Source organism: Streptomyces sp. ME19-01-6 (genome assembly GCF_033793745.1).
Lineage (GTDB): Bacteria > Actinomycetota > Actinomycetes > Streptomycetales > Streptomycetaceae > Streptomyces.
The window spans coordinates 204587-227133 of the sequence record NZ_JARAXF010000017.1 but is presented as its reverse complement, the minus strand read 5'-3'; the positions used below and the strand labels follow the sequence as shown (position 1 = coordinate 227133).

21 protein-coding genes are annotated in these 22547 nt (G+C 71.1%); 10 read left to right on the top strand and 11 right to left on the bottom strand.

What is annotated here, in order from left to right:
• Nucleotides 1–334: 334 nt before the first annotated feature.
• Nucleotides 335–1219: an aminoglycoside phosphotransferase family protein gene (locus PV419_RS31900; RefSeq protein ID WP_319694871.1), complete on the bottom strand. Its 885-nt coding sequence runs from the start codon at nt 1217–1219 to the stop codon at nt 335–337.
• A gap of 394 nt (nt 1220–1613) precedes the next feature.
• On the opposite strand from PV419_RS31900, the gene PV419_RS31895 reads away from it, so the two are divergent.
• The 5 genes from PV419_RS31895 to PV419_RS31875 all read left to right on the top strand — a co-directional run bounded on the left by PV419_RS31895 (nt 1614) and on the right by PV419_RS31875 (nt 6770).
• A complete protein-coding gene (locus tag PV419_RS31895) occupies nt 1614–2507 on the top strand; it encodes a sugar ABC transporter permease (protein WP_319694869.1) in 894 nt (297 codons plus the stop codon).
• Between the two features lie 65 nt (nt 2508–2572).
• Nucleotides 2573–3418, top strand: a complete 846-nt coding sequence (locus PV419_RS31890) for a carbohydrate ABC transporter permease (RefSeq protein WP_319694867.1) — start codon at nt 2573–2575, stop codon at nt 3416–3418.
• A complete protein-coding gene (locus PV419_RS31885) occupies nt 3418–4719 on the top strand; it encodes a sugar ABC transporter substrate-binding protein (RefSeq protein WP_319694852.1) in 1302 nt (433 codons plus the stop codon). Before PV419_RS31890 ends, PV419_RS31885 begins: the two co-directional genes overlap by 1 nt.
• 76 nt (nt 4720–4795) lie before the next feature.
• Nucleotides 4796–5629: a putative RNA methyltransferase gene (locus tag PV419_RS31880; protein WP_319694850.1), complete on the top strand. Its 834-nt coding sequence runs from the start codon at nt 4796–4798 to the stop codon at nt 5627–5629.
• 136 nt (nt 5630–5765) lie between these two features.
• Entirely contained in the window at nt 5766–6770 is a 1005-nt protein-coding gene (locus PV419_RS31875; RefSeq protein WP_319694849.1) for a CDP-alcohol phosphatidyltransferase family protein, read from the top strand.
• A 7-nt stretch (nt 6771–6777) separates the two neighbouring features.
• Here the strand turns inward: PV419_RS31875 and erm are convergent, their stop codons facing one another.
• Together erm and PV419_RS31865 are read right to left on the bottom strand one after the other, a co-directional pair.
• Nucleotides 6778–7548, bottom strand: a complete 771-nt coding sequence (gene erm / locus PV419_RS31870; protein WP_319694865.1) for an ErmE/ErmH/ErmO/ErmR family 23S rRNA (adenine(2058)-N(6))-methyltransferase — start codon at nt 7546–7548, stop codon at nt 6778–6780.
• A gap of 547 nt (nt 7549–8095) precedes the next feature.
• The gene (locus PV419_RS31865) at nt 8096–10309 is read right to left on the bottom strand and encodes an MMPL family transporter (RefSeq protein ID WP_319694848.1); all 2214 of its coding nucleotides are present in this window, start codon (nt 10307–10309) and stop codon (nt 8096–8098) included.
• A 440-nt stretch (nt 10310–10749) separates the two neighbouring features.
• Here PV419_RS31865 and PV419_RS31860 point away from each other — a divergent pair, with 440 nt between their 5' ends.
• Entirely contained in the window at nt 10750–11970 is a 1221-nt protein-coding gene (locus tag PV419_RS31860) for a S8 family peptidase (RefSeq protein ID WP_319694846.1), read from the top strand.
• Nucleotides 11971–12107: 137 nt separating this feature from the next.
• Entirely contained in the window at nt 12108–12740 is a 633-nt protein-coding gene (locus tag PV419_RS31855) for a disulfide bond formation protein DsbA (protein WP_319694845.1), read from the top strand.
• Here the strand turns inward: PV419_RS31855 and PV419_RS31850 are convergent.
• Together PV419_RS31850 and PV419_RS31845 are read right to left on the bottom strand one after the other, a co-directional pair.
• On the bottom strand, nt 12733–12933 hold the full coding sequence (locus tag PV419_RS31850; RefSeq protein WP_319694843.1) for a DUF397 domain-containing protein: 201 nt from the start codon (nt 12931–12933) through the stop codon (nt 12733–12735). The genes PV419_RS31855 and PV419_RS31850 overlap by 8 nt on opposite strands.
• A 12-nt stretch (nt 12934–12945) precedes the next feature.
• Entirely contained in the window at nt 12946–13797 is an 852-nt protein-coding gene (locus tag PV419_RS31845; protein WP_319694841.1) for a helix-turn-helix transcriptional regulator, read from the bottom strand.
• Between the two features lie 235 nt (nt 13798–14032).
• Between PV419_RS31845 and PV419_RS31840 the strand changes: the two genes are divergently transcribed.
• Both PV419_RS31840 and PV419_RS31835 read left to right on the top strand, forming a co-directional pair.
• Entirely contained in the window at nt 14033–14416 is a 384-nt protein-coding gene (locus PV419_RS31840) for a hypothetical protein (protein ID WP_319694839.1), read from the top strand.
• Between the two features lie 537 nt (nt 14417–14953).
• Entirely contained in the window at nt 14954–15955 is a 1002-nt protein-coding gene (locus PV419_RS31835; protein ID WP_319694837.1) for a hypothetical protein, read from the top strand.
• A gap of 9 nt (nt 15956–15964) precedes the next feature.
• On the opposite strand, the gene PV419_RS31830 is transcribed toward PV419_RS31835, so the two are convergent.
• From PV419_RS31830 to PV419_RS31815, 4 genes are all read right to left on the bottom strand, one after another.
• Complete coding sequence (locus PV419_RS31830) at nt 15965–16561, bottom strand: Uma2 family endonuclease (RefSeq protein WP_319694835.1); 597 nt, start codon at nt 16559–16561, stop codon at nt 15965–15967.
• A gap of 176 nt (nt 16562–16737) precedes the next feature.
• The gene (locus tag PV419_RS31825) at nt 16738–17826 is read right to left on the bottom strand and encodes a hypothetical protein (protein WP_319694833.1); all 1089 of its coding nucleotides are present in this window, start codon (nt 17824–17826) and stop codon (nt 16738–16740) included.
• A gap of 62 nt (nt 17827–17888) precedes the next feature.
• Nucleotides 17889–18446 carry a 3'-5' exonuclease gene (locus tag PV419_RS31820; protein ID WP_319694832.1) on the bottom strand — a complete coding sequence of 186 codons (558 nt, stop codon included), beginning with the start codon at nt 18444–18446 and terminating at the stop codon, nt 17889–17891.
• Nucleotides 18447–18494: 48 nt separating this feature from the next.
• Nucleotides 18495–19016, bottom strand: a complete 522-nt coding sequence (locus PV419_RS31815; RefSeq protein ID WP_319694831.1) for a hypothetical protein — start codon at nt 19014–19016, stop codon at nt 18495–18497.
• 65 nt (nt 19017–19081) lie between these two features.
• Here PV419_RS31815 and PV419_RS31810 point away from each other — a divergent pair, with 65 nt between their 5' ends.
• Complete coding sequence (locus tag PV419_RS31810) at nt 19082–19807, top strand: hypothetical protein (RefSeq protein WP_319694830.1); 726 nt, start codon at nt 19082–19084, stop codon at nt 19805–19807.
• Between the two features lie 79 nt (nt 19808–19886).
• On the opposite strand, the gene PV419_RS31805 is transcribed toward PV419_RS31810, so the two are convergent.
• Together PV419_RS31805 and PV419_RS31800 are read right to left on the bottom strand one after the other, a co-directional pair.
• Complete coding sequence (locus PV419_RS31805; RefSeq protein WP_319694828.1) at nt 19887–21428, bottom strand: phosphodiester glycosidase family protein; 1542 nt, start codon at nt 21426–21428, stop codon at nt 19887–19889.
• Nucleotides 21429–21761: 333 nt separating this feature from the next.
• Nucleotides 21762–22538: a sirohydrochlorin chelatase gene (locus tag PV419_RS31800; protein WP_319694826.1), complete on the bottom strand. Its 777-nt coding sequence runs from the start codon at nt 22536–22538 to the stop codon at nt 21762–21764.
• Nucleotides 22539–22547: the final 9 nt, after the last annotated feature.

The window sequence follows — 22547 nt, the reverse complement described above, 5'->3', positions numbered from 1 at the left end:
GAAGCGGCGCAGGGTCCCCGCCCCACCCGGCCGAGCGCCGGGTGGCAAGCGTCCGGCGGGGCGGACCCCCACGCACCCGACACGCCCCAGCCAGGAGCGGAGAAGGCAGCAGGGACCGAACGCGATCGGCACCCCCCAACGGCCACACCGGCCGGACGGGGCCAGACTCGGGGCAGGCTTCCACCGCCATGCCCACACCACTCCCATCCGGGGATGGCCGAGTCACCCTCCGCAGCGGTCCCGGACACCCGGGATCACCAAGGAAACCCAAGCCGATTAGCGACGCTCCGGAAGAGCGGCGACCGCTCGGGGTGCCGCCCCTCGGGACAGCCCTTCAGAACGCGTACCAGCGGACGGTGGGATCGCCGTCCCGCAAGGAGGCCACCCGGCGGCCGAATTCGGTGAGTGCGGCAGGGTCGGCCGGCGCGTGCTGGGCGACCCAGGCGCAGCTCGCGATCTCCCGCGCGCCCCGCAGCACCGCGCAGCCGTCCCACTCCCGCACGTCCCAGCCGTACGCCGCCACGAACTCGTCGTACGCGGCCGGGCCGAGCCCGTAGCGGTCCCGGGTGAGGTCCATGACGACGAGGTCGTGTTCGCGCAGATCGCACGCGAATGTCTCCAGGTCCACCAGTACCGGGCCGTCGGGGCCGATGTGCACATTGCGCGGCAGCGCGTCGCCGTGCACCGGGCCCGGCGGCAGCCGCGGGGTCAGCTCCGCGGCGGCTGCCGCGGCCTCGTCCCGCCGGGCCCGCAGATACGCCGCGTCCGCCGGGTCGATGGCGCCCCCGGCCAGCCGCAGCCAGCGCTCGACGCCGCCCAGCAGATCGCGGCCGGGGAGCTCGAAGGGCGGGTCGGGCAGCGCGTGCACCAACTGCAGCAGCTCGCCGAGGTCGCGGGGGCCGGCGGGGCGTACGGGCTCGGGGAGCTGCCGCCAGTAGGTGACGAGGTGGCCGCCGAAGGGGAGGGGCTGCTCCGGGCCGTACCGGCGGTCCGGGCGCACCGCGGGCAGGCCCTCCCGCGCCAGCCAGTCGGCGACCTGGAGCTCCCGCGCGGCCCGGTCCCACACCTCCAGATCGCGGCTGATCCGCACCACCAGGGACAGGCTGTCGACGGCGAAGACGGCGTTCTCGCCGAGTGCCAGCAGCCGCGCCTCGGCGGTGCCCGCCCGGTACGGCGGCAGCGCGGCACTGAGCACGGCGCGTGCCCGCGCCCCGGTCAGCGTCGTGTTCGCCGTGTTCCCCATGTCGATGCCTCCTCTGTGCACCGCGCCGCCATCTCCTCGCCTGTGCCGGGCCCACGCCCTTTGCGCCTGCCCATCATGCCGCCTGACAGGGAGCCCAACGGCGGTGGGCCCCGCGCGGGCTGCCGCGCGCCCTGATCGGCCGGGGGCGCGCCGACGAGCCGCCGGGGCGGGCGCGGCCGACGGTGGCCGCGGCCGCGGCCGCGCCCAAATTCCGTACGTTCCAAGGAGATCCAAACGCTTGACTGTGCCGCACACCCTCCGCACGATGACGTGGGCTTCCGCACCGGGCGCCCCGATCCGCCGTAACGAGCCTCCCCGCGGCGGAGCCGCATATCGATCACAGCCTAAGGAGCCCCTCGCCGTGACATCGATGGCCGCAATGGCGCGGCCAGGCAACAGACCGCCGGACGGGAGGCCCGGTCGCGGCGCGTGGTTCCTGGTCCTGCCCGCACTCATACCGATCCTCGTCCTCAGCGTCGGTCCCCTTCTGTACGGGATCACGCTGGCCTTCACCGACTCCCAGTCGGGCCGCACCCGCCCCACCCAGTGGATCGGCCTGCTCAACTTCCAGGACCTGGCCCAGGACCGGCTCTTCTGGGAGTCCTTCCGCATCGGGCTGCAGTGGGCGGTCGGGGTGACGGTCCCGCAGTTCCTGCTGGCGCTCGGGCTGGCCCTGCTGCTCAACCAGAACCTCCGCTTCCGCTGGCTGGCGCGCGCCCTCGCGATCGTCCCCTGGGCGATGCCGGAGATCGTCGTCGGCATCATGTGGCGGCTCGTCTACCAACCCGACGCGGGTCTCCTCAACGACGCGCTGGGCACCGGCCAGGACTGGCTGGGCGACCCCGCGACCGCCCTGCCCGCCGTCATCGTGGTCGGCGTCTGGGCGGGCATGCCGCAGGTGACTGTCGCGCTGCTGGCCGGCCTCGCCAACGTGCCGCGTGAGCTGCACGAGGCCGCGGCGGTGGACGGCGCGGGCGCCTGGCGCCGCTTCCGCACCGTCACCTGGCCCGCCATCAGGCCGATAGCCCTCGCGATCAGCGCGCTCAGCTTCATCTGGAACCTCAACTCCTTCGCGCTGGTCTACGTCCTGACCAACGGCGGCCCCGGCGGCCGCACGCGCCTGCCGATGCTCTTCGCCTACGAAGAGGCCTTCCGCTACGGCCAGTTCGGCTACGCGGCGGCGATGGGCTGCGTCCTGGTGGCGGTGGTGTCCGTGCTGCTCGCCGTGTATCTGGTCGGGCGGCTGAGGGGGGACGACCGGTGAGGCGGCCCATCGTGACATCCGCGAACCGGCGCACCGCGAACCGGCGCACCCCGAACCCGCCGTCCCTGAACCGGCGGCGGGCCGCGCACCGCACCGCCCGCGCCGGACAGTACCTCGCCCTGCTGTGCTACCTCGGCTTCCTCGTGCTGCCCCTCCTGTGGCTGATGTCCACCGCCTTCAAACCGCCCCGCGAGCTGGCCACCCTCGACCCGCACTGGATCCCCGACCACCCCACCCTGGACAACTTCCGCCAGGCGTTCGACGAGCAGCCGCTCCTCCAGGCCGCGGCCAACAGCCTGATCGCCGCCGCCTGTGCCGCCGTGCTCGCCGTTGCCCTCGCGACCCCGGTGGCGTACGTCATGGCCCGCCACCGGTCCCCGCTGTCCCGCGCGGCCACCGGCTGGGTCGTGGTCAGCCAGGCGTTCCCGCTGGTGCTGGTGATCATCCCGCTGTTCCTGATCCTCAAGAACCTCCGCCTGATCGACTCCCTCGCGGGCCTGGTGGCGGTGTACGTGGTGTGGGCGCTGCCGTTCGCCCTGTGGATGCTCACCGGGTATGTCCGCGCCGTACCGCGCGAGCTGGAGGAGGCCGCGGCCGTGGACGGTGCGGGCAAGGCGCGGATCCTGGTCTCGGTGACCGCCCCGCTGCTCGCCCCGGGGATCGTGGCCACCGCCCTCTTCGCCTTCATCACCTCCTGGAACGAGTTCTTCTTCGCCCTGGTCCTGCTCAAGTCGCCGGAGAAGCAGACCATGCCGGTCATCCTCACCCACTTCATCGGCGCGGAAGGCGTGGCCGACCTCGGTCCGCTCGCCGCGGCCGCGCTGCTCGCCACGATCCCCTCCCTCGTCCTCTTCGCCGTCATCCAGCGGCGGATCACCGGCGGGGTGCTGACCGGGGCGGTGAAGCACTGATGCGCCGCAGGCACTTCCTCGCCGGGGCGCTGGCCGCGCCCGCCACCGCCGCGCTGCTGCCCGCCTGTTCGGCAGAGCGGCGCCGCCGCTCTGCCGATGGCACGATCACCCTGCGCTTCCAGTCGCTGGCCTGGCAGCAGGAATCCATCGCCGTGAACAAACAGCTGGTCGCGGAGTGGAACGACGCCCACCCGAAGATCCGGGTCGAGTACGTCCAGGGCAGCTGGACCAGCGTCCACGACCAGCTGCTGACCGCCTTCGAGGGCGGCGAGCCGCCCGACATCATCCACGACGCCACCGACGACCTCGCGGACTTCGCGTACGGCGGTTCGCTCGCCGACCTCACCGATCTGCTGCCCGGGCGCCTCAAGGAGGACATCCCGCCGGAGAGCTGGGGGACCGCGACGTTCGGCGACGGCGTCTACGGCGTGCCGTTCCTCCAGGAGCCGCGGATGATCATGGCCAACAGCGCCCTGCTGGAGGCGGCGCGGGTGCGTATCCCGACCGCTCAGGACCCGTGGAGCTGGGAGGAGTTCGAGGAGGTCGCGAAGCGGCTGACGCGCAAGGGCGCCTACGGCGTGGCCTGGCCGCTCAAGGAGCCCGTCTCCGCGACCCTCAACCTGTCCCTGTCCACCGGCGGCCAGATCTTCCACCGGGGCGCCGACGGCAAGGTCACCATCCGCTTCGACGCCGCCGACCAGGCGGTCCCCGCCGTCGTCCACCGGCAGCTGGGCGCCGACCGCACGGGTTCCCGGACCACCCTCGGTATGGGCGGCTCGGACACCCTGCCCGGCTTCTTCGGCGGCAAGTACGCGATGGTGCCGCTCGGCTTCTCGTACCGTCAGCAGCTCGCGCAGCAGGCGCCCAAGGGCTTCGCATGGACCGTCCTCCCGGCGCCCGCGGGGCCGGGGGGAGACCAGCGGCAGGGCGTCAGTCCGCAGACGCTGTCCATCGCCGAGGACTGCCCGTACAAGGAGGAGGCGGTCCGCTTCATCGACTTCTTCCTCCGGCCGCGCAACATGGTGCGGCTCGCGCGCGGCGACTGGCTGCTGCCGACGGGCACGCGTGCCCTGGCCGACCCCGCGCTGCGCACCCGCGAGCACGGCTGGGCGACCGGCACGGCCCTGACGCCCGCGCTGCGCCCGGCGCCCGCCCAGACGGTGCGCGGCTATCCGGAGTGGAAGGACAAGATCGCCACGCCGGGGCTGCAGGAGTACTACGGCGGCGAGATCGGGATGGAGGAGCTGAGAGACCGACTGGTGAAGGACGGAAACCTGGTGCTCGCCCGCTACCAGCGATAAGCGCGGCGGCACGGCGCGGCGGACGGCCCGACTCTCTATTTGCACGAGACGTCTCGTCTCGTTTAGTGTCGCGGCCGTGGCCGAACCCTTCGACGCCCTCCTGTGCCCGCTGTGCGGCGACGGCCTCCGGCCCCGCGCCGCCGCGCTCGGCTGCGCCCGAGGCCACGCCTTCGACATCGCCCGGCAGGGATACGCCAGCCTGCTCGTCGGCGCCGCGTCCCCCGCGAGCGCCGACACCGCCGCCATGGTCCGGGCCCGGGCGGCGTTCCTCGCGGCCGGCCACTACGCGGGCCTTGCGGTCGCCCTCGCGGCGCTCGCCGCGCCGCTGTGCCCGCCAGGCGGCACCGTGCTGGACGCCGGGGCGGGCACCGGCTACTACCTGTCCGCCGTGCTCGACACCGCCCCCGGCGCGGTCGGCCTGGCGCTGGACACCTCCAAGCACGCGCTGCGGCGCGCCGGGCGGGCCCACCCGCGCGCTGGCGCCGCGCGCTGGGACCTCCGGCGGCCGCTGCCCGTACGGACCGGCTCGGTCGATGTGCTGCTCAATGTGTTCGCGCCGCGCAACGGCGGTGAGTTCCGCCGTGTGCTGCGGCCCGGCGGAGCGCTGCTGGTGGTCACCCCTACGGAGCGTCATCTGGCCGAACTCGAGCCCTCCATGGGCATGCTGTCGGTCGACGCGGCCAAGGAGGCCCGGCTCCGCCGTGCGCTGGACGGCCACTTCCGGCTGGAGCGCACCGCGACCTGTGACCGTACGGTCGCGCTGACCGCCGAAGACGCGGAGAACGCCGTCTCCATGGGGCCCTCGGCCTATCACCTCGACGAGGCCGAGGTACGCCGCCGGGCGGCCCGCCTGCCCACCCCGCTGCGGGTGACCACGTCCTTCCGGCTGGCGGTCTACCGGCCGGGCTGACAGGCCGATGCCATCGACCCGCTCCCTCCAGGAGACCGTTACCCCGGGCGAAAGGTTGCGTCCGGCCGACCTTGTGTCCTTTCTTAACGACTTCTTACGGTCAGGTGAATTCTTGACCGCCGCAGGGAAGTTGGACATGCGCACAGACATACCGCCACTCGCCGAAGTGCGCCGTATCACCGAGAAGAAGCGCGACGCGTGGTGGACCGTCATGCTGGTGGACCCGGTCGCCACGCCGCTGGTCCGCTGGACCGCGATGCACACCCGCCTCACCCCGAACCAGCTCACCTGGGGCGCGTTCCTCGTGGGCCTCGGGTCCGCCGCCTGCTTCGCGCAGGGGGACTGGCGCTGGCTGCTGCTCGGCGCCCTGCTCTACCACGTCAGCTTCATCTTCGACTGCATGGACGGCAAGCTGGCCCGGCTGACCGGCACCGGCTCGGTCTTCGGCGCCTGGCTGGACTTCGTCTTCGACCGGATCCGCGTCGTGGTCTGCGCGGTCGCGCTGATGGGCGGCCAGTACGAGCGCACCGGGGAGGTGCTCTACGTCTGGCTCGCGCTGGCCGTGGCGTCCCTGGACGCGCTGCGCTATATCAACTCGCTCGAGACGTTCAAGATCCGGCACGGGATGCGCGAGCAGATCAAGGCCCGGATGGACGCGGCCCGCGAGGCGCACAACGAGGCCGAACTTGCCTTCATGGAGGACCTGCTCCGGGAGAACCCCGAGGCCGACGCGGAGTACGACCGCGCCGTCGCGGCCGAGGCGGCGCGCGGGACGGCGGCGGAGGCGACGGGGGAGGCGGCGACGAAGACCACCGCGGAGGCGACGGCGGAGACGACCGCGCCGGAGACCTCCGACGGGCCCGTGGTCGTCGATCTGCAGCGGGAGTTCCGCCGCCGCTTCCCCTGGTGGACGCGGTGCCGCTCCTTCCTGACGCGGCACCGCGTCCGCGCTCATCTCATCAGCGGCATCGAGTTTCAGATGGGCGTGTTCATCATCGGACCCGCCCTGGACTCGGTGGTGGCGGGGACCGTCGTATCGGGCGTCCTGCTGCTCGTCTTCGAGCTGGCCATCATCTACAAGCTGCTGCTGTCCACCCGGGACTTCACCCGCACCCTCAACTCCTTCGACACGACCGCCTGAGCACCGGTCAGCCCGGCGTGCCGCTCAACTCCTGGAACAGCACCAGCCACTGCCGTGGCGTCGCGTACGCGACCACGGCGTCCCGGCCGAGCCCCGCCCGCCGGAACGCTCGGTCCAGCCGCCGGGTGGGGTGCGCGCGGCGCAGCGACGCGTACAGCGTGCCGCCGACACCGGAGAAGCCGAGCTCGACCATCCGCGCGTACGCGGCCCGCTCGGCCGCGCCCGTCAGCAGTGGCCGGGGGCGCCGCGTCAGCCGCAGGATCCCGCCGTCGACCCGCGGCACCGGCCGGAAGGCGGCGCGCGGAACCCGCCCGCACAGCTGCCAGTCGACGTCCGGCCAGGTCCGTACGGTCAGCAGGCTCCAGCGGCCGAAGCTCCCGGTGCGCTTGCGGGCGTACTCCAGCTGTGTCAGGAAGGTGGCCGAGGTCAGCCGGGGCGCCCGCAGACACCAGTCGACGATCTCGGCGGTGCGGGCGTAGGGCACATTGCCGACCACCGCGAAGGGTTCGAGCGGGGGCCGCGCGGTCAGGAAGTCCTGGTGCACCACGCGCACATGGGACTGCGCGGCCAGGCGCAGCCGCAGTCCGGGGATGAGATGGCGGTCGATCTCGTAGCCGATGAGTTCGCGGCAGTGCGGCGCGAGCGCTTCGGTGAGCGCTCCCTTGCCCATGCCGACCTCGACCAGCAGCCCGTTAGGGCCAGGCCGCGCGGCCCGTACGACACGGGCGACGGCGCCCGGGTCGACCAGGAAGTTCTGCGAGAGCGTACGGCGTGTCAGATCGCGTTCGGAACAGCGCGGGTTTCGGGATGGATATCGCTTGCGGGCCACAGCCGGCGGTCCTTTCGGAGCCGGGCGGGCGGCAGCAGCGCGGAACGGGCCCTGCCGCCCGTCCCGGAGTGAGTGATTCCTGGACTGGCGGGGGCCCTGGCCGAGGGCGTGCGGAAGCGAGCCGTAAGGCGTCAGGTCGGAAAGCCTTCAAAGCCTCAGCGGCGAGCGGTCATCGAGGGGTGTCGAGCGCTCAGTGACGAGCGGTCAACGGCTCGGGAAGGCGCTGGGCGCGTCCGGGCCGGCCAGGGCACCGGGGCCGCGCCGCGGGCGGCGGGTGAGCAGGACAGAAGCGTTCACACACGCAGCCCGGGCGAGACCCCGGGTGTCGCGGATGAACGCGCCGATCAGAGATCCCATCGGTGAGTGCCTTCCGCGCGTGTGCGTGTGCGTGTCGCGTCTGCGAGTTGCGTGTGTCGTACCTGCTGTCCGTGCCGCCAAAACACGAACCGGCCGCGCGGCACGAGGCCACGCGACCGGCTCACCGTAAGGATCCGCCCTACCGGGTCGCAACCGATTTACGCTCCGGCTCCGCCCCGGCGACCGGCGCCGCCGCCGTGGCCGGCTCGTCGTGCGTGAGGTCCGGCAGCCAGTGCAGCCAGCGCGGCAGGTACCAGTTGCGCTCGCCGAGCAGCGACATCACGGCCGGCAGCAGCACCCCGCGGATCACGGTGGCGTCGATGAGCACCGCGGCCGCGAGGCCCACGCCCATCTGCTTCATGCTCTGCATCGACAGCGTTCCGAAGATCGAGAAGACCGCGACCATGATCACGGCGGCGCTGGTGACCACGCCCGCCGTGGTGACCACGCCGTGCACCACCGCGTCCTTGGTGGTCCGCCCGGCCATCCGCGCCTCGCGGATCCGGGAGACCACGAAGACGTGGTAGTCCATGCTCAGCCCGAACAGGATCACGAAGAGGAACAGCGGCAGCCAGGACACGATCGCCCCGACCCCCTCCGCGCCGACCAGGCCGGCGCCCCAGCCGTGCTGGAAGACGGCGGTGAGGACGCCGTACGCGGCACCCACCGACAGCAGGTTGAGCACGATCGAGGTGATGGCGACCGTCAGCGACCTGAAGGACATCAGCATCAGCAGGAAGGCGAAGACGACGACGAAGGCGAAGACCGGTGTCACGGCCGAGCCGAGTTTGTCGTTGAAGTCCTTGGACATGGCCGTGGAGCCGCCGATCGGGGCGTCGACGATGCCGTCCGCCGCCTCGAGCGTGTCCGGGCGCACCGTGTCGCGCAGGATGTTCAGGCTCTTTTCGCTCTTGGCCTCGTCGGAGCCGCCGGTCAGCGGCACCTCGATGACGGCGAGGTTCTCGCGGTCGTGGTACATCACCTTCACCGGGCCCTTGGAGGCGCCCTTGGCGACGGCCTCGGCGCGGAAGTCCTCGATCGCGGCGCGCACCGGTGCGGCGTTGATGTCATCGGCCTTGACGGCCACCTGGGCCGGGGAGGGCCCGCCGGGGAACGCCTCGTCCATGTGCTTGTACGCGGCCACGATCGGCAGCGAGTTGCCGAACTCCTGGTCCATGGTGAGGTTCGCGGTGTTCATGCCCACGGCCGGGACGGCCACGGCGACCAGCACACCGGTCGCGAGCGCCACCGACAGCTTGGGCTTGCGCAGCACCCGCCCCAGCACCGCACGCCAGAAGCGGCTCTCGCCGTTGCTCTTCTGCTTGACGCGCCCCAGGAACGGCAACCGGCCCTTCTCGACCCGCTCGCCCAGCAGCGACAGCAGCGCCGGGAGCACCGTCACCGAGCCGATCATCGCCACGGCCACCACCAGCAGGGTCGCCAGGCCCATCGCCTTGAACTCGGCGATTCCGGTGAAGAGCATGCCCGCCATCGCCACGATGACGGTGAAGCCCGATACGAGGATGGCCCGGCCGGAGGTGGCGGCGGCTATCAGCAGCGCCGTCTGGGCGTCCCTGCCGGCCGCCCGCTCCTCCCGCTCGCGCCGCAGATAGAACAGGCAGTAGTCCACGCCCACCGCGAGACCCACCAACAGCATCACGGAGTTGGCGGTGTCGCTCATGTGCACGGCGTGGCTGACCACCGCCACCAGACCGGTGGTGGCCAGGAACGCGGTCATCGCCAGCAGGACCGGCAGCAGGGCGGCGACCAGCGCGCCGAAGGCGATCAGCAGGATGCCGAGGGCCACGGGCAGCGCGGAGTACTCGGCCTGCTGGAAGTCGTCGCCGAACGCGTCGTCGAACGCCTTCTGACCGCTCGCGTCGCCGAACTGCTCGATCCGCAGGTCCTTATGGGCGCCCTGGGCCTTCTTCACCGCGTCCAGGACGGGCTGGACATGGTCGGTCGCCTTGCCGGGATCGCCGCGCATATCGAACTGGACGAGCGCGGAGCGCCGGTCCGCGGAGATCGTCTTCGTGTCGTACGGCGAGGTGACGCCGGTGACCTGACCCGTGCCCCGCACGGCCTCGATCACCCCGTCGACCGCGGAGCGGAACGCCGGGTCGGTCGCCGTCACGCCCTTGCTCTTCGCCTGGATGAGCACGGTTTCACCGGCCGGGTCCTCAATGCCGACGTCGTCCAGAAGCTTCGAAACACGCCCGGACTCGCCCGGCATGGACTCGCCGTCCGATACATCCACCCGGCCCGCCATCGACCCGACGGCGAGGGCGAGGATGACGAGCAGCACCCACCCCCCGACCGCGGTCCACCGGTGCCGGGCACTCCAACTGCCCATGCGGGCCGCGATTCCATGCGGCCTGTCCAAGCGGCCTGTGTCCGCCACGACGTCCCCTCTTTCCGGTTTTCCCCAGATCTCCCGGTGGCGGACTCGCTGCCGCCGACCTCGCGTCGACGGTACGGGGCCCGGGGGCGCCCTCCCATCCTGCTGTCCGGTGAACCGTCGGGCGGCCTTCTCCACCGAAAGGAGGGGGGATATCCCTACCCCGGGGAATGAGACCCCTTACACGTAAAAAGCCCGTCACCGCCCCCGCCCTGAGTCGCCAACGCCTTCTGCAGCCAGAGAAGTTGCCTACGTCACACGTGGTCGAGGATCTTGAATTGACCGCGTCAATCAGCCAGGGTTTCCAGTCAGGCCGGAGCGGGTCCCCACCGATGCTCCGGCGCCGTTGCAATGCGAACTTTCCCCCCACATCCACACGAGGAGGATCCCTCGTCATGGCAGTTCACAAGCAATTCAACGCGCGTCGACTCACCTTGGCCACCGCCGTCGCGGCCGCCGTCGCGGCCGGTGCCTTCGCAGCCGTCCCGGCCGGTGCGTCCACCGCCTCCCCGGCCGAGGGCAAGGTCTACGGCACCCAGTCCGCGGACGCCGTCAAGGGCAGCTACGTCGTCCTGCTCAAGGGCGGCAAGAGCATCAAGGCGCAGAGCACAGGCAAGGACCTCGCCCAGCGCTACGGCGGCACCCTGCGCCGCAGCTACGACTCCGCGGTCAACGGCTTCTCCGCGAGCGGCCTGACCCGGACCGAGGCCAAGCGGCTCGCCGCCGACCCGGCCGTCGCCAAGGTCGTCCAGAACCACCGCTTCTCGATCGACGCCACCCAGGACGACCCGCCGTCCTGGGGCCTGGACCGCATCGACCAGGCCGACACCGAGGGCGACAAGAAGTACACCTACCCCGACAGCGCGGGCGAGGGCGTCACCGCGTACGTCATCGACACCGGCGTACGCATCAGCCACAAGGACTTCGGGGGCCGCGCCACCTCCGGCTTCGACGCCATCGACAACGACGACGACGCCGACGACGGCCACGGCCACGGCACCCACGTCGCGGGCACCATCGCCGGCACCGACCACGGCGTCGCCAAGAAGGCCAAGATCGTCGCCGTCCGCGTCCTGGACGACCAGGGCTCCGGCACCACGGAGCAGGTCGTCGCCGGCATCGACTGGGTCACCGAGAACCACCAGGGCCCGTCCGTCGCCAACATGAGCCTCGGCGGCACCGTCGACGAGGCCCTCGACGCGGCTGTCCAGAAGGCCATCGACTCCGGCGTCACCTTCGGCGTCGCGGCCGGCAACGAATCCACCGACGCCGGCCAGGGCTCGCCCGCACGCGTCAAGGACGCGATCACCGTCGCCTCCAGCACGGACGCCGACGAGCAGTCCGACTTCTCCAACTTCGGCGACATCGTCGACATCTACGCCCCCGGCTCGGACATCACCTCCGACTGGAACACCGGCGACGACGCCACCAACACCATCTCCGGCACGTCGATGGCCACCCCGCACGTCGTGGGCGCCGCGGCGGTCTACCTCGCCGGACACCCGGACGCCACCCCGGCGGACGTGGCGAAGGCGCTGACGGAGGGCGCGACCCCGGACAAGATCTCCAACCCGAGCGCGGGCACGCCGAACAAGCTCCTGAAGATAGTCGAGTAGCACACGCATGACCCCGTGGCCGCCGCGCTCGTCCCCCATGGAGCGCGGCGGCCTCGTTCTCCGGTCGGAAATGGCCCACCGGGTGAGGCCGGGAATGGCCCAGGGCGCTGGGCCGCCCTACGGCTAAAGTCCCACGCATGAACACACCTTCGAACGCCGCCGCCACCCCCACCAAGGTCGACCTCTACTTCGATCCGATCTGCCCCTTCGCCTGGATCACTTCACGCTGGATCCTCGAGGTCGAGCGCCGGCGCGACCTCGATCTGCGCTTCCGGGTCATGAGTCTGTCCGTCCTGAACGAAGGCCGCGAAGACCTCCCCGAGCGCTACCGCGACCTGCTGGAGGCGGGCTGGGGCCCCGTCCGCGTCTGCGTCGCCGCCGCGCAGCACCACGGCGAGGAAGTCCTGCGCGACCTCTACACCGCGCTCGGCACCCGCATCCACAACCAGGGCAACGAGGACGCCGAGGCCGTCATCCGCGAAGCCCTCGCCGAAGTCGGCCTCCCCGCCGACCTCGCCTCGGCCGCGACCGGCACCGACTATGACGAGGCCCTCCGCAAGAGCCACCACGAGGGCATGGACCCCGTCGGCGAAGACGTCGGCACGCCAACTCTTCACGTCGACGGCGTCGCCTTCTTCGGCCCGGTGCTCTCCTCCATCCCGCGCGGCGAGGACGCCCTGCGCATCTTCGACGGCGCCCGCCTGCTCGCGAGCTACCCGGACTTCTTCGAGCTCAAGCGGACGCGCACGGGGGGCTTGGACTTCAGCTGAGGTGTTCGAGCGCGCCTGCTTTCACGGTGCGTATGAAGGTGCCGAGGTGAGCTGGGGTCGTGCGGATGGCTGCGGTGGGAGTGTCGCTCTCCCGCAGCCAGACCTTGCCGTCCACGACGGCCAGCTCGACGCAGTTGTCTGCCTCGCCGTGCCCGGAGAACGACGACTTTCGCCAAGCGACGGACTTCGTCATGGTGCTGCCCCTTCAAAGCTCTTGAGCGATGCTGTGGATGAAATCGCGCGACTTCGCGGTGGAGAGTGAGAACGTCGCGGCCTTGTCGAGAAGTGCTCGATAGCGCACGAGCTGTGACTCCGCGTCCAGCATGCCAGGGCCGTGTAGCGCGTCGATGTACACGGTATCGAGTCTCGGTACCGGTCCCGCCGCGTAGAGCAGGGAGTTTCCCGCGCCCCCGAACCTGTCGATATCGAAGGGGACCACCCGGATGGTGATGTTCGGCTGCTCGGACTGCGCCAGAAGGTAGTCGAGCTGCTTGCGCGCGGTATCCCGGGTGGAGACGCGTGTGCGCAGCGCGGCCTCATGAATGACCGCGTGGAATTCGGGCGGCGAGCACTGTGTCAGCACCGCGCGTCGCCGCAGGCGGAAGGCGACCAGCGTCTCCAGGTAGCGTGATGACGGCTGAGGGATGCCGTAACTCATCAGATCGCGCGTGTAATCCTCGATCTGCAAGAGCCCGGGGATGTAGACCCCTTCGAATGTGCTCAGTGAACTGGCCCTGTGCTCCAACTCGGCCAAGTCGAGTGCTCGGTGGGCCAGGACTCCGCGGAACTCCTCCCACCATCCCTTGTCGCGGTCCGTGGCCATGGCGGCCAACTCGGCGATCAGCTCACCGTCGAGGCACGCGTACTGAGTCGCCATCTGCCGAACCCGTTCCGCGCTGATGCCCGCACGCCCCGACTCCACGTGGCTCATCTGGGCCGAGGTGGTGCCGACCCGCTCAGCCGCCTCCCGGGCGGTCATGCCCGCCGCCTCACGCATCTTGCGCAGTTCGGCGCCCAGTCGCGCCTGGAACGCGGTGGGCTGACTTCTCAGTGCCATGCGCCCCTTCCCTCCAATCCGAACGAAAGCCTGACAAGCGCTCGTTCCGCCATCCAATCAGACGACTGAGGCAACGCCACAAACTTGTGGTGCACAAAGTTGTGGCGTACCGTGAGTGACGCGCTCATCACACACTGATGACCGGCGTGAGCCGGAAGCGTGCTGCCCCCACATGCCTGCCGCCCCGGCACCGGCATGCCCGAAGCGGGGGCACGGACACCTCTCGGAGGCACACATGGAGACACCGAACCCCAACAACCCACCGAGCCCGAACCACCCCCCGCTCCCGTTCCCGTGGGCGGACACGTCCCCGGAAGCCTTCGACAAAGAGGTGTGCGATCTAGTCGTCAGCGTCGCGCCCCGCTTCTTCGCTGTCGTCCAGGAATACGAGGTGGACGCGGGCGTGAAGGACGGATGCGTCGCGGCCTGGGGCATGGCCTTCGACGACGGGCCCGTGCGCGTGACCACCATCGACGGCACTCGCCAGTTCGTCCTCAATTCGCCCGAGCGCGCCCTCCGATGGTTCACCCGGAGGGGCGGAGAGGACGAGGTGTCGGCCAGGCTGGTCTGGCTCGGCCCGTGCGAGGTCGCCGACTTCGAACGCGCCGAGGCCGCCTGAGAGCGCACCGGGGAGCGGGGCACGCCGCCCCGCTTCCCGGATCGATAGTGTGCGAAGCATCGCCGGCCCGTCGGCAGGAGGCACACAACGGCTCGGGTAAGACGACGGTGCTGCAGGCAGTGTCGTTGGCGCTGCATGGCCGGCTGTCACCCATACACTGCTCAGGGAGCCCGGCGACTGGGCGACGGGTGAGGCGCGTAAGGCGGTCGTCGACGGCGCAGGCGTTCGAGCTGCGGGGAATTCCCTGCTCGTCGACCCCACGGCGGACGAACCGGCGGACCACTTCCGGCCCGCTCTCGCCAGTGGGGAGTGCCACTGCCTGACGGTTGCGACGGATCGTCGACCGGCCCTCGGCCTCCCTGGTGCTCAGAAACGATGCCGCCCTCGAGGCCCTGCACAGCCTGTACGCACCGCTCACGGCCAAGCCCGTGTTCATCCCCAAACAGGCGCGGCACGAGCCGAACTGCCGGTCGTGGAGGATCGCCGAGACCACCGGGCCGAGTGGTGGTGTCGGAGCCCAAAGTTAGTCTCTGTCGCATGTCTGACCTACCGCTGCTGCTCAGCAGCGACATACCTTCCTCGTGCCCGATCACAGACCTCGTCATGGTCGAGGCGGGGGACGGTCCGCTGGTGGTCTGCGCCGACTTCTACGGGGCCGTGTGGACGTGGAATCCGTTGCGGGACGTGTGGCGCAAGCGGCCGCTCACGTATGCCTTCACTGAGGATCCGCTTGCCGCGCAGTATCCCGACGCCGAGAACGAGATCGACGCGGTGGCCGTGGCCGTCTCCGACGGACGCGTCGTGCTGGCCGGTGGCGGCGATGAACAGGCCCCGGCGATATGGGACTTGGAGAGCGGCGAGCTGCTCCGTGGGGCGACCTATGACGCGCCCTACCTCGGTGCCGTCGCCACCGTACGGGGTGAGGGGCCACCGCGGTTCGTGACGGGCTCGCAATATGCTGGCGAAGTCATGGTGCGTGGTGTGTCCGCCGATGTGGCCCCGGTCGAGCTGCCCAGCGAGGAAGATTACGTCACAAGTCTCGCGACCGCATGGATCGGAGGCCGCTCGCTGGTCGCGGTGGGCGGATCGCAGATAGATGTGTGGGATCTGGCCCGGGCGGAGCGGTTGACGGAGCTCTACCCGTACGACGTGGGGGTCCGGGCTGTCGCCCTGTCACGGCTCGATGTGCGCCCGATTGTGGCGGCGGCCTCCCATTCCGGGGAGGTGTACGTATGGGAGCTGTCAGGGGGAGACGATGGCGAGCCGATCCACGAGCCGATCGCCGGCCACGAGGACCGTGTCTGCGCCATGGACACCGTGGAGGTCGGCGGCCGGACTCTCGCGGTGACCGGGGCCAAGGACGAGACGGTGAGGCTCTGGGACCTGGCCGAGGGAGCGGCTGTCGGCGCGCCGCTGATCGGCCACCGAGGCGGTGTCGAAGCTGTGCTCACCGCCACGCTCCGGGGCCGACAGGTCGTCCTCAGCGCGGGTCGGGACGGGACGATACGGGGCTGGGACCTGGCCGCCTTGCTGCGATAAGGCAGTTGCTCAGCCCGTCAGATCACCGAGCAGCCCGGCGACGTCCAGGTCGACACTGAATTCTCCGGCGACCTGGACGGACTCCCGCCCCGTGACCGTGGCCACCTCGCGGTAGGTGTCGACAGCCAGCTCGTGTACGACCACCCGCACATCCGGCTCCAGCTCAACCCGCCAGTAGGCGGGCACCTTCGCCTGGGCGTAGAGCGCGGGCTTGAGGATACGGTCGGTGGACTGGTTGAACGGCGACACGATTTCCACGAGCAGCAGCACCGCTTCGAGCGGCACGGCCAGCGTCCCGCGCTGGACGGCTGCGCGGTCGACGATGGCGATGTCGGGGATGAACAGTCTGGATTCGCCGGTCACATTGACCGCTTCGGCCGAGATGAACGGCGCGCCGGACCGTGACAGGGCGGCCTTGATCTGGCCGTGCAATTCCGAGGACACAATTTGGTGGTCCCAGGAGGGTGCGGGGGACATCATGAGGACACCGTCCACGAGCTCATATCGGGCGCGTGCCGGGTGCTCCGGGAGTGCAAGGACGTCCTCGACCGTCCAAGGGCCTTCGTGATCGTCGACTCGCGCTTTGGCGACGCTCATGACTGCCATCACCGCCTCCTCGTGTTCCTGGACTCCAGCATGGCACGCAGTTCGGACACTCGCCGAGACTTCCAGCCCAGCCGCCGACGCGCGTCGGAAAAGTGCTCATATCACTCCGCCGAGTGAACCGGTCACCTGCGAGGGCTGCGGTTCGACGTGGCCAGATCGCGACCGGCTCTCGGCCGTCAGCCGCTGATGCAGATGAGGGCCGTGCGTTGTGCCCCGACCAGGAGGAGGCAGGAGTCCTCCTCGCCGGACAGGACCGATTCGAGGGGGAAGTTCTTGGCGTAGGCGAGGACGGGCGGGGTTCCGGATGCCCCGGTGGTCTCGGTGACGATCGTTTCGAGGAGGTCCCGGGCGAGCCAGGAGACCAGCTCGTCGCCGGGGATCTCGGGGGTCGTGGAGTCGAACTCCCAAACCAGGGTCTGGGCCCGGGCCGCCGCGACCATGTTCAGCTCGGACTCGGTCAGCGCGGCTTTCAGAGAGGTGGTGTCCAGTGCCCAGAGGACGTCGTCGGTTTCGTCGTCGTCGTCCTCCTCCGCGATCAGCCAGTGTTCGTCTCCGGCCCAGCCCGCGCGGAAGGCGGCGTCGGGGTCGGCGACGTTCAGGTCGATGTCATGAGTTCCGAAGGTCACCTCGAAGGTGACCGCGTCGGTGTTGTTGATCCGGAGGAATTCGCCGAGCAGTGTCGTGACGCAGGCGATCCGGTACTGGGGCGCGTCGTCGGCCTCGGGGGCGACGGAAGCGGGGGCCAGTGCCAGACGCGTTGTCCTGGTGCCGGAGCGCACCAGCAGCTGCAGTTCATCGTCCAGCGCGGGGCCGCCCGGCTCGGCGGCCACTGTGATCCGGAGCAGGTCCGTACCGTCTGCCGACAGGTAACCGGCCAGGTATCCGGCGAGCGCCCGGCCGCGTCGGTCCAGGCCGTCGGGTCCCGACTCCATTGCTTCGGTGAGCAGCTCGAACGCGCGCTCCGCACCGTCGTCCGGCAGGCCCCACGAGGCGTGCAGGGGGCTGTCCGAGGTCTCGTCCGGGTCTTCGATGTCGAACCGCTCGACGGCCACCGGATGGCGCCGCCCGTCGGAGCCGGCGAAGGTCGACGGGAACGCCCCGTAGTCCGATACCTCGGCCAGGGAGGGCGCGTCGGTCCACTCCTCCTCGTAGTCCGGTGGAGCTTCGCCGCCGACGACCGCCAGGCGCCATCGCGGCAGCCACCGCGCGAACAGGTGCTCCATGGCTTCGAACGGGTCGATGTGGCGAAGCTCCGCGTCCGTCAACGTTCATCCCCCGAGGTCCACGCCGGTGATCGCCAGAAGCCTACCGGGGGCGGACCGCGGCCTTAACGGTTCCCGCGGCCCAGCAACCCCGCCAGCAGCCCCGCGATGTTCCACGCGTCGTCCACGCCCCGGTGGTGCGTGCCCTCGAGGGGAAGCCCGGCGTGGCGGAGGGCGTCGGCCATGCCCAGTTCGCGGTCGAGGGAGTGCATCAGCGAGTACAGATTCTTGACGTTGAGGTGGCGGGTGCCGAACGGATAGCGGGTGTCCGTAGCGACACACTGGCGGCTGAACTGGGCGCGGTCGTACTCGCCCCAGCTCGCCCATACGCGCTGTCCGGCGCCGTGCTGTTCGCGCAGGATCTCGCACGCCTCCGCGAAGCCGATGCCGCCCGCCGCCTGTTCGGGGGTGATGGTGGTCAGCTCGGTGCAGAAGAGACTGACGGTGGAGCGCTCGGGGCGGACCATGAGGGAGCGGCGGGCGGAGCGTTCGCCGGTGGTGACGTCCAGTTCGCACAGGCCGATCTCGATGATCTCGGATTCCATGCCCTCGGGGGTCGGGCCGTTCCAGCAGGTCGCTTCGACGTCCACGACGAGGACGCGGTCGAGTCGCAGTCTTGCCATGCGGGATAGCGAATCACGGGGGCGTGGCGGGAGGCACGCGAATTGTGGTCAGGCGCGGCGTCGGGGTGCCGGTCGGTGGGGTGGCGGCCACGCGACGATGGCGCCGGTGATGCCCCCGCCGAGCAGGGCGAGCGCGAGGGTCCAGGCGATCCAGTGGTGGACCGCCAGGTCGAGGACGCCTTGGTCGAGGGCCCCGGCGGGCTGCGCCTCGTAGGGGTTTACCCGGTCGTAGACGACGGTCGTCGCCACGCGGTCCTCGGCGTCGCGGTCGCCGTGCGGGACGTAGAGCGAGCCGTCGATCGCCGTTTCCGGCGCGGAGATGGAATCGCCGTCGGCATCGGTGAAATCGAGCCACACCGATGACGTCTCGCAGCTGATGCCCCGGCCCTGGGAGCAGGTCGTGGACAGGGACGCCTCGGCCCGTGCGTGCAGCCCGTGGGCGCGCAGCGCGGCCAACTCGGCGTGGCCGTCCCACACGTGCTTGATCTGGCCTGCCAGCAGCAGCGCGCCGATCAGCGCAACGGCCACGGCGGCAGCCGTCGTCCACCATCGGCGCAGCAGACTCTTCACGGGGTCACCATACTGGAGGTGGCCGAAAGTCGTGCTGTCGCACCCTCGGACTAAGGTCCTTGCTCATGGCATACGACAGGCTCCGCCAACTCCTCGCCACCGGATTGATCGACCCCCTCGACGCCCGCGACAAGACGCTGTTGGAGCGTCGCGCGCGGATCAAGGCCAGTGGGGAGGAGCCGTTCCCGCTGGAACCGCGCGGATGGTGGTACGCGGTACCCGGTCCGGCGTACGAGGGGGTGTTCGAGGCGCTGGGGTTGCACGACCGGTTTCCGGTCACGCTGGAGGAGGGCGCCGATGTTGAGGACAAGCCGTGGCGCCGGGGCGCGTTGCCGGTGTTCATCACCCCTGAGCTGGACGGCTGGCGGCTGATCTTCGGCAACCTCGTCGATGTGATCGGCTGGGACTGGGACGAGTGGATGGGCGCGGTCGAGCGGCTGAGTGAGCACTGCGGCGAGGCGCAGATGTTCTTCCAGGACGATGCGGCCGGGTCGGACGTCTGGGTAGTGGCGGAGAAGGGGCGGATCCGGCGGAGTTACGCGGCGGAGAGCGACCCCGAGTGGGTCGGCGAGCCGCTGCCGTGGGAGGACCTGCGGATCGATGACGAGGATTTCGACCCGGAGTACGACGAGGCCGAGCCGAACGAGGGCACGGCGAGGGCGGCCTACGCGTGTGGGCGGCTGTCCGTCGATCCCACGGAGATCGGTCCCGGTACGGACATGCGCGGGCACGGCTGGCTGGCCCTCAACGCGCCGGGGATCGGGCACAAGGGGCTGGACCTGCTCGTGTAGGGGCATGCGGTTCGTGGTGAGTATGGGACAGCGACACGCCGACGCGACGGCGTGTCGCTGTCCCATACTCACCACAAAGTCATCTGCGCACCTGGACCGTGTCGCCCACCGGGCGCTCGCCCGCCGCGTCCGAGGGGGTGTTGACGAGCCTGCCGTCGACGGCCATGGTGCTGGAGCCACCGCCGTCCAGGTTCAGCGCCTGCTCCGCGCCCAGGGAGCGCATGAATTCCGCGCCTTCCGCGAGGGTGAAGCCCTCGCTGACGCCGGGCTGCCGGCCGTCCACGGTGACCAGGAGCAGGCGGCCGCGCTTGTCGATGCCGGCCATGGTGCGGGGCTGCCGTCCGTTGGACCAGGCGTAGCCGAAGGACAGGTCGCGGGGGTCGAGCATGCCCTCGGTGGCGGCGTCGATGGCGGTCCGGCCGTCCTCCACCAGGGTGGGCGCCGCGCTGACGATGCTGTCGTCGGGGCCGAGCTCGACCCGTTGGCCGGCGGTGTCGCGGACGACGTCCTGTACGGCGATCTCTGCGCCCGGGCGGCCGTGGGCCGTCAGCCAGTCGGCGGCGTTGCCGATGCCCTGGAGCACCGAGCCGCCGGGCGGGACCTCTCCGCCGCGCGGGCCGGCGGAGACCACACGGTGGTCGGCGTCGAGCACCACCTGGGCGCCCGGACCGGTGGGCAGGTCGGTGTGGAACGACGGGGTGAACCTGACCAGGTCGTCGGTCTTGGAGCAGGTGAGGTCCTGGCGGGGCAGGTCGGTGGGGGTGGCGCCGGGGCGGCCGCAGTTGCGTACCTTGCCGGGCACCCGGTTGATGCCCTCCACCGCGTAGGTGGCGGACCCGGCCCGCGCGGTGACCGTGGTGGTCAGGTCGGCGATACGGGCGCGCCGGCCGCCGTCGCCGAGGATCAGCGCGGCCCGTGAGCCGGCGGCCATCGACTGCAGCTCGCCGTCGTAGGCGCCGATTCCGGCCATCGTGCCCTGGACGCCGTCGGCGTCGGAGGTGATGAAGAAGCCGCCGTTGACACCGACCAGCGAGCCGGTCTTCGCGGCGACCGAGGAGGTCGTCTCGCGGTCCGCGACATTGCCGTTGTGCGTGGACTCGACGGTGCCGGTGAAGGCGGCCGGGTCGATGACCGCGACGTGCACGCTTTCCCGGCCGGCCGGCTGCTGGCTGTCGTAGCCGGTCCACTCCACGGCCGGCTGGAGGCCGGTCGCGGTCACCTTCGGGCTGGTGCGCTGCGCCTCGGCCGACGTGGCGTACGAGCCCACGCGCACCCGCCAACCCATGGTGTCCTGCGGTGTGTCCGCGTACTCGGGCCAGCGGATCTCCTCCACGCGTGGCTCGAGGCCCGCGTCGCGCAGCCGCCGCGCGGTCTCGTCGGCCCAGGAGCGGGTGGACAGCGGGGCGAAGGCCGGGGCGCCGGTGAGGCGGTTGACGGCGGGGGCCTGGACGGTGACGGTCCAGGTCGGCTTGGCGTCCGGCTGCTGGATGACGCCGGTGCGCAGTTCGACGCCCGGGGCCACCGTCCGTGTCGTCCAGTGGACCTGGGCGGGGGTGGCCGCCTGCGCCGTTCCGGGGACGAGCCAGGGGTTGATGAACGTCAGCGCGACGGCGGATGCCACGGCGACCGCGACGCGCCTGCGGGCGCCACGACGGGTTCTGTCGGCTCCGAGTGTACGAGTGTCGTGTTCGTTGCGCATGGCATCCCCTGGGGGCCTCGGCGTTCTGCGACGTCCTGATGTGTGGAGGCAAGTCCAGCGGCGCCCGGGGGCCGGGCTGACAAGGGAGGGGGAAGGGCGCGGGACGGGGCGTGGAAGGGGTGGTGAACGGTGGGGCGGGGTGGCGGACGTTCGGAGGAGTTCGGATGAGGGGCGTGGTCCGGCCGAGCGGATGAGTAGCAGGATTATCCCCCGGCGGGGGTCATCTCGCGCCTCGTGCGGGGCGGCCGGGTGCGGTCAGGCGGTGAGCGCCGTGAGGTCCCGGGCCCGCGCCTCGGCAGCCTCGTCGTAGCGTTGCAGCAGCAGCCGGGCCAGCTCCGGGGCCGGGCCCAGGACGCCCGCCAGGACATCCGCGCCCGCCTCGCGCGCCCCGTGCGCGATGCGGTCCGGGAGGCGGCCGGGGGCGATGACGTACGGGGCGACGGCCACGCGGCGGGCGCCCTCGGCGCGCAGCGCGCGCACCGCGTCCTGGGTACGGGGGAGGGAAGCGGAGGCGAACGCGGGCCGCACGGCGCACCAACCGGTGTGCCGCCACTCCCGCGCGATTTCTGCGATCACCGCGATCGCCTCCGGGTCGGTGGAGCCCGCCGAGGCCAGGACGACCCCGGTCGAGCGTCGGTCCCCGGGCCGCAGCCCGGCCTCGTACAGGCGCCGCTCCAGGGCCTGGGTCAGCAGCGGCGAGGGGCCCAGGACCCGGCCCTGCCGGACGCGCAGGCCCGGGTGGCGGGCCGTCGCCTCGCGCAGCACCGCCGGGATGTCGGCCTTCGCGTGGAAGGCGCGGGTGAGGAGGAGCGGGAGGGCGACGATGTCGTGGGCCGTCCGGGTGCCCTCGGCCGCCAGGCGGTCCAGGACCTGGCCCACCCTCGGCGCGTTGAAGTCCAGGAACGCCGCCTCCACCCGCAGCCCCGCCCGCAGCGACCGCGCCCGCGCGCACAGCGCGGCGACGGTCGCCGCGTGGCGTGGGTCGCGGCTGCCGTGGGCGATGACCAGCAGGGTGGGAGCGGGGGACGTCACGGGATGCGT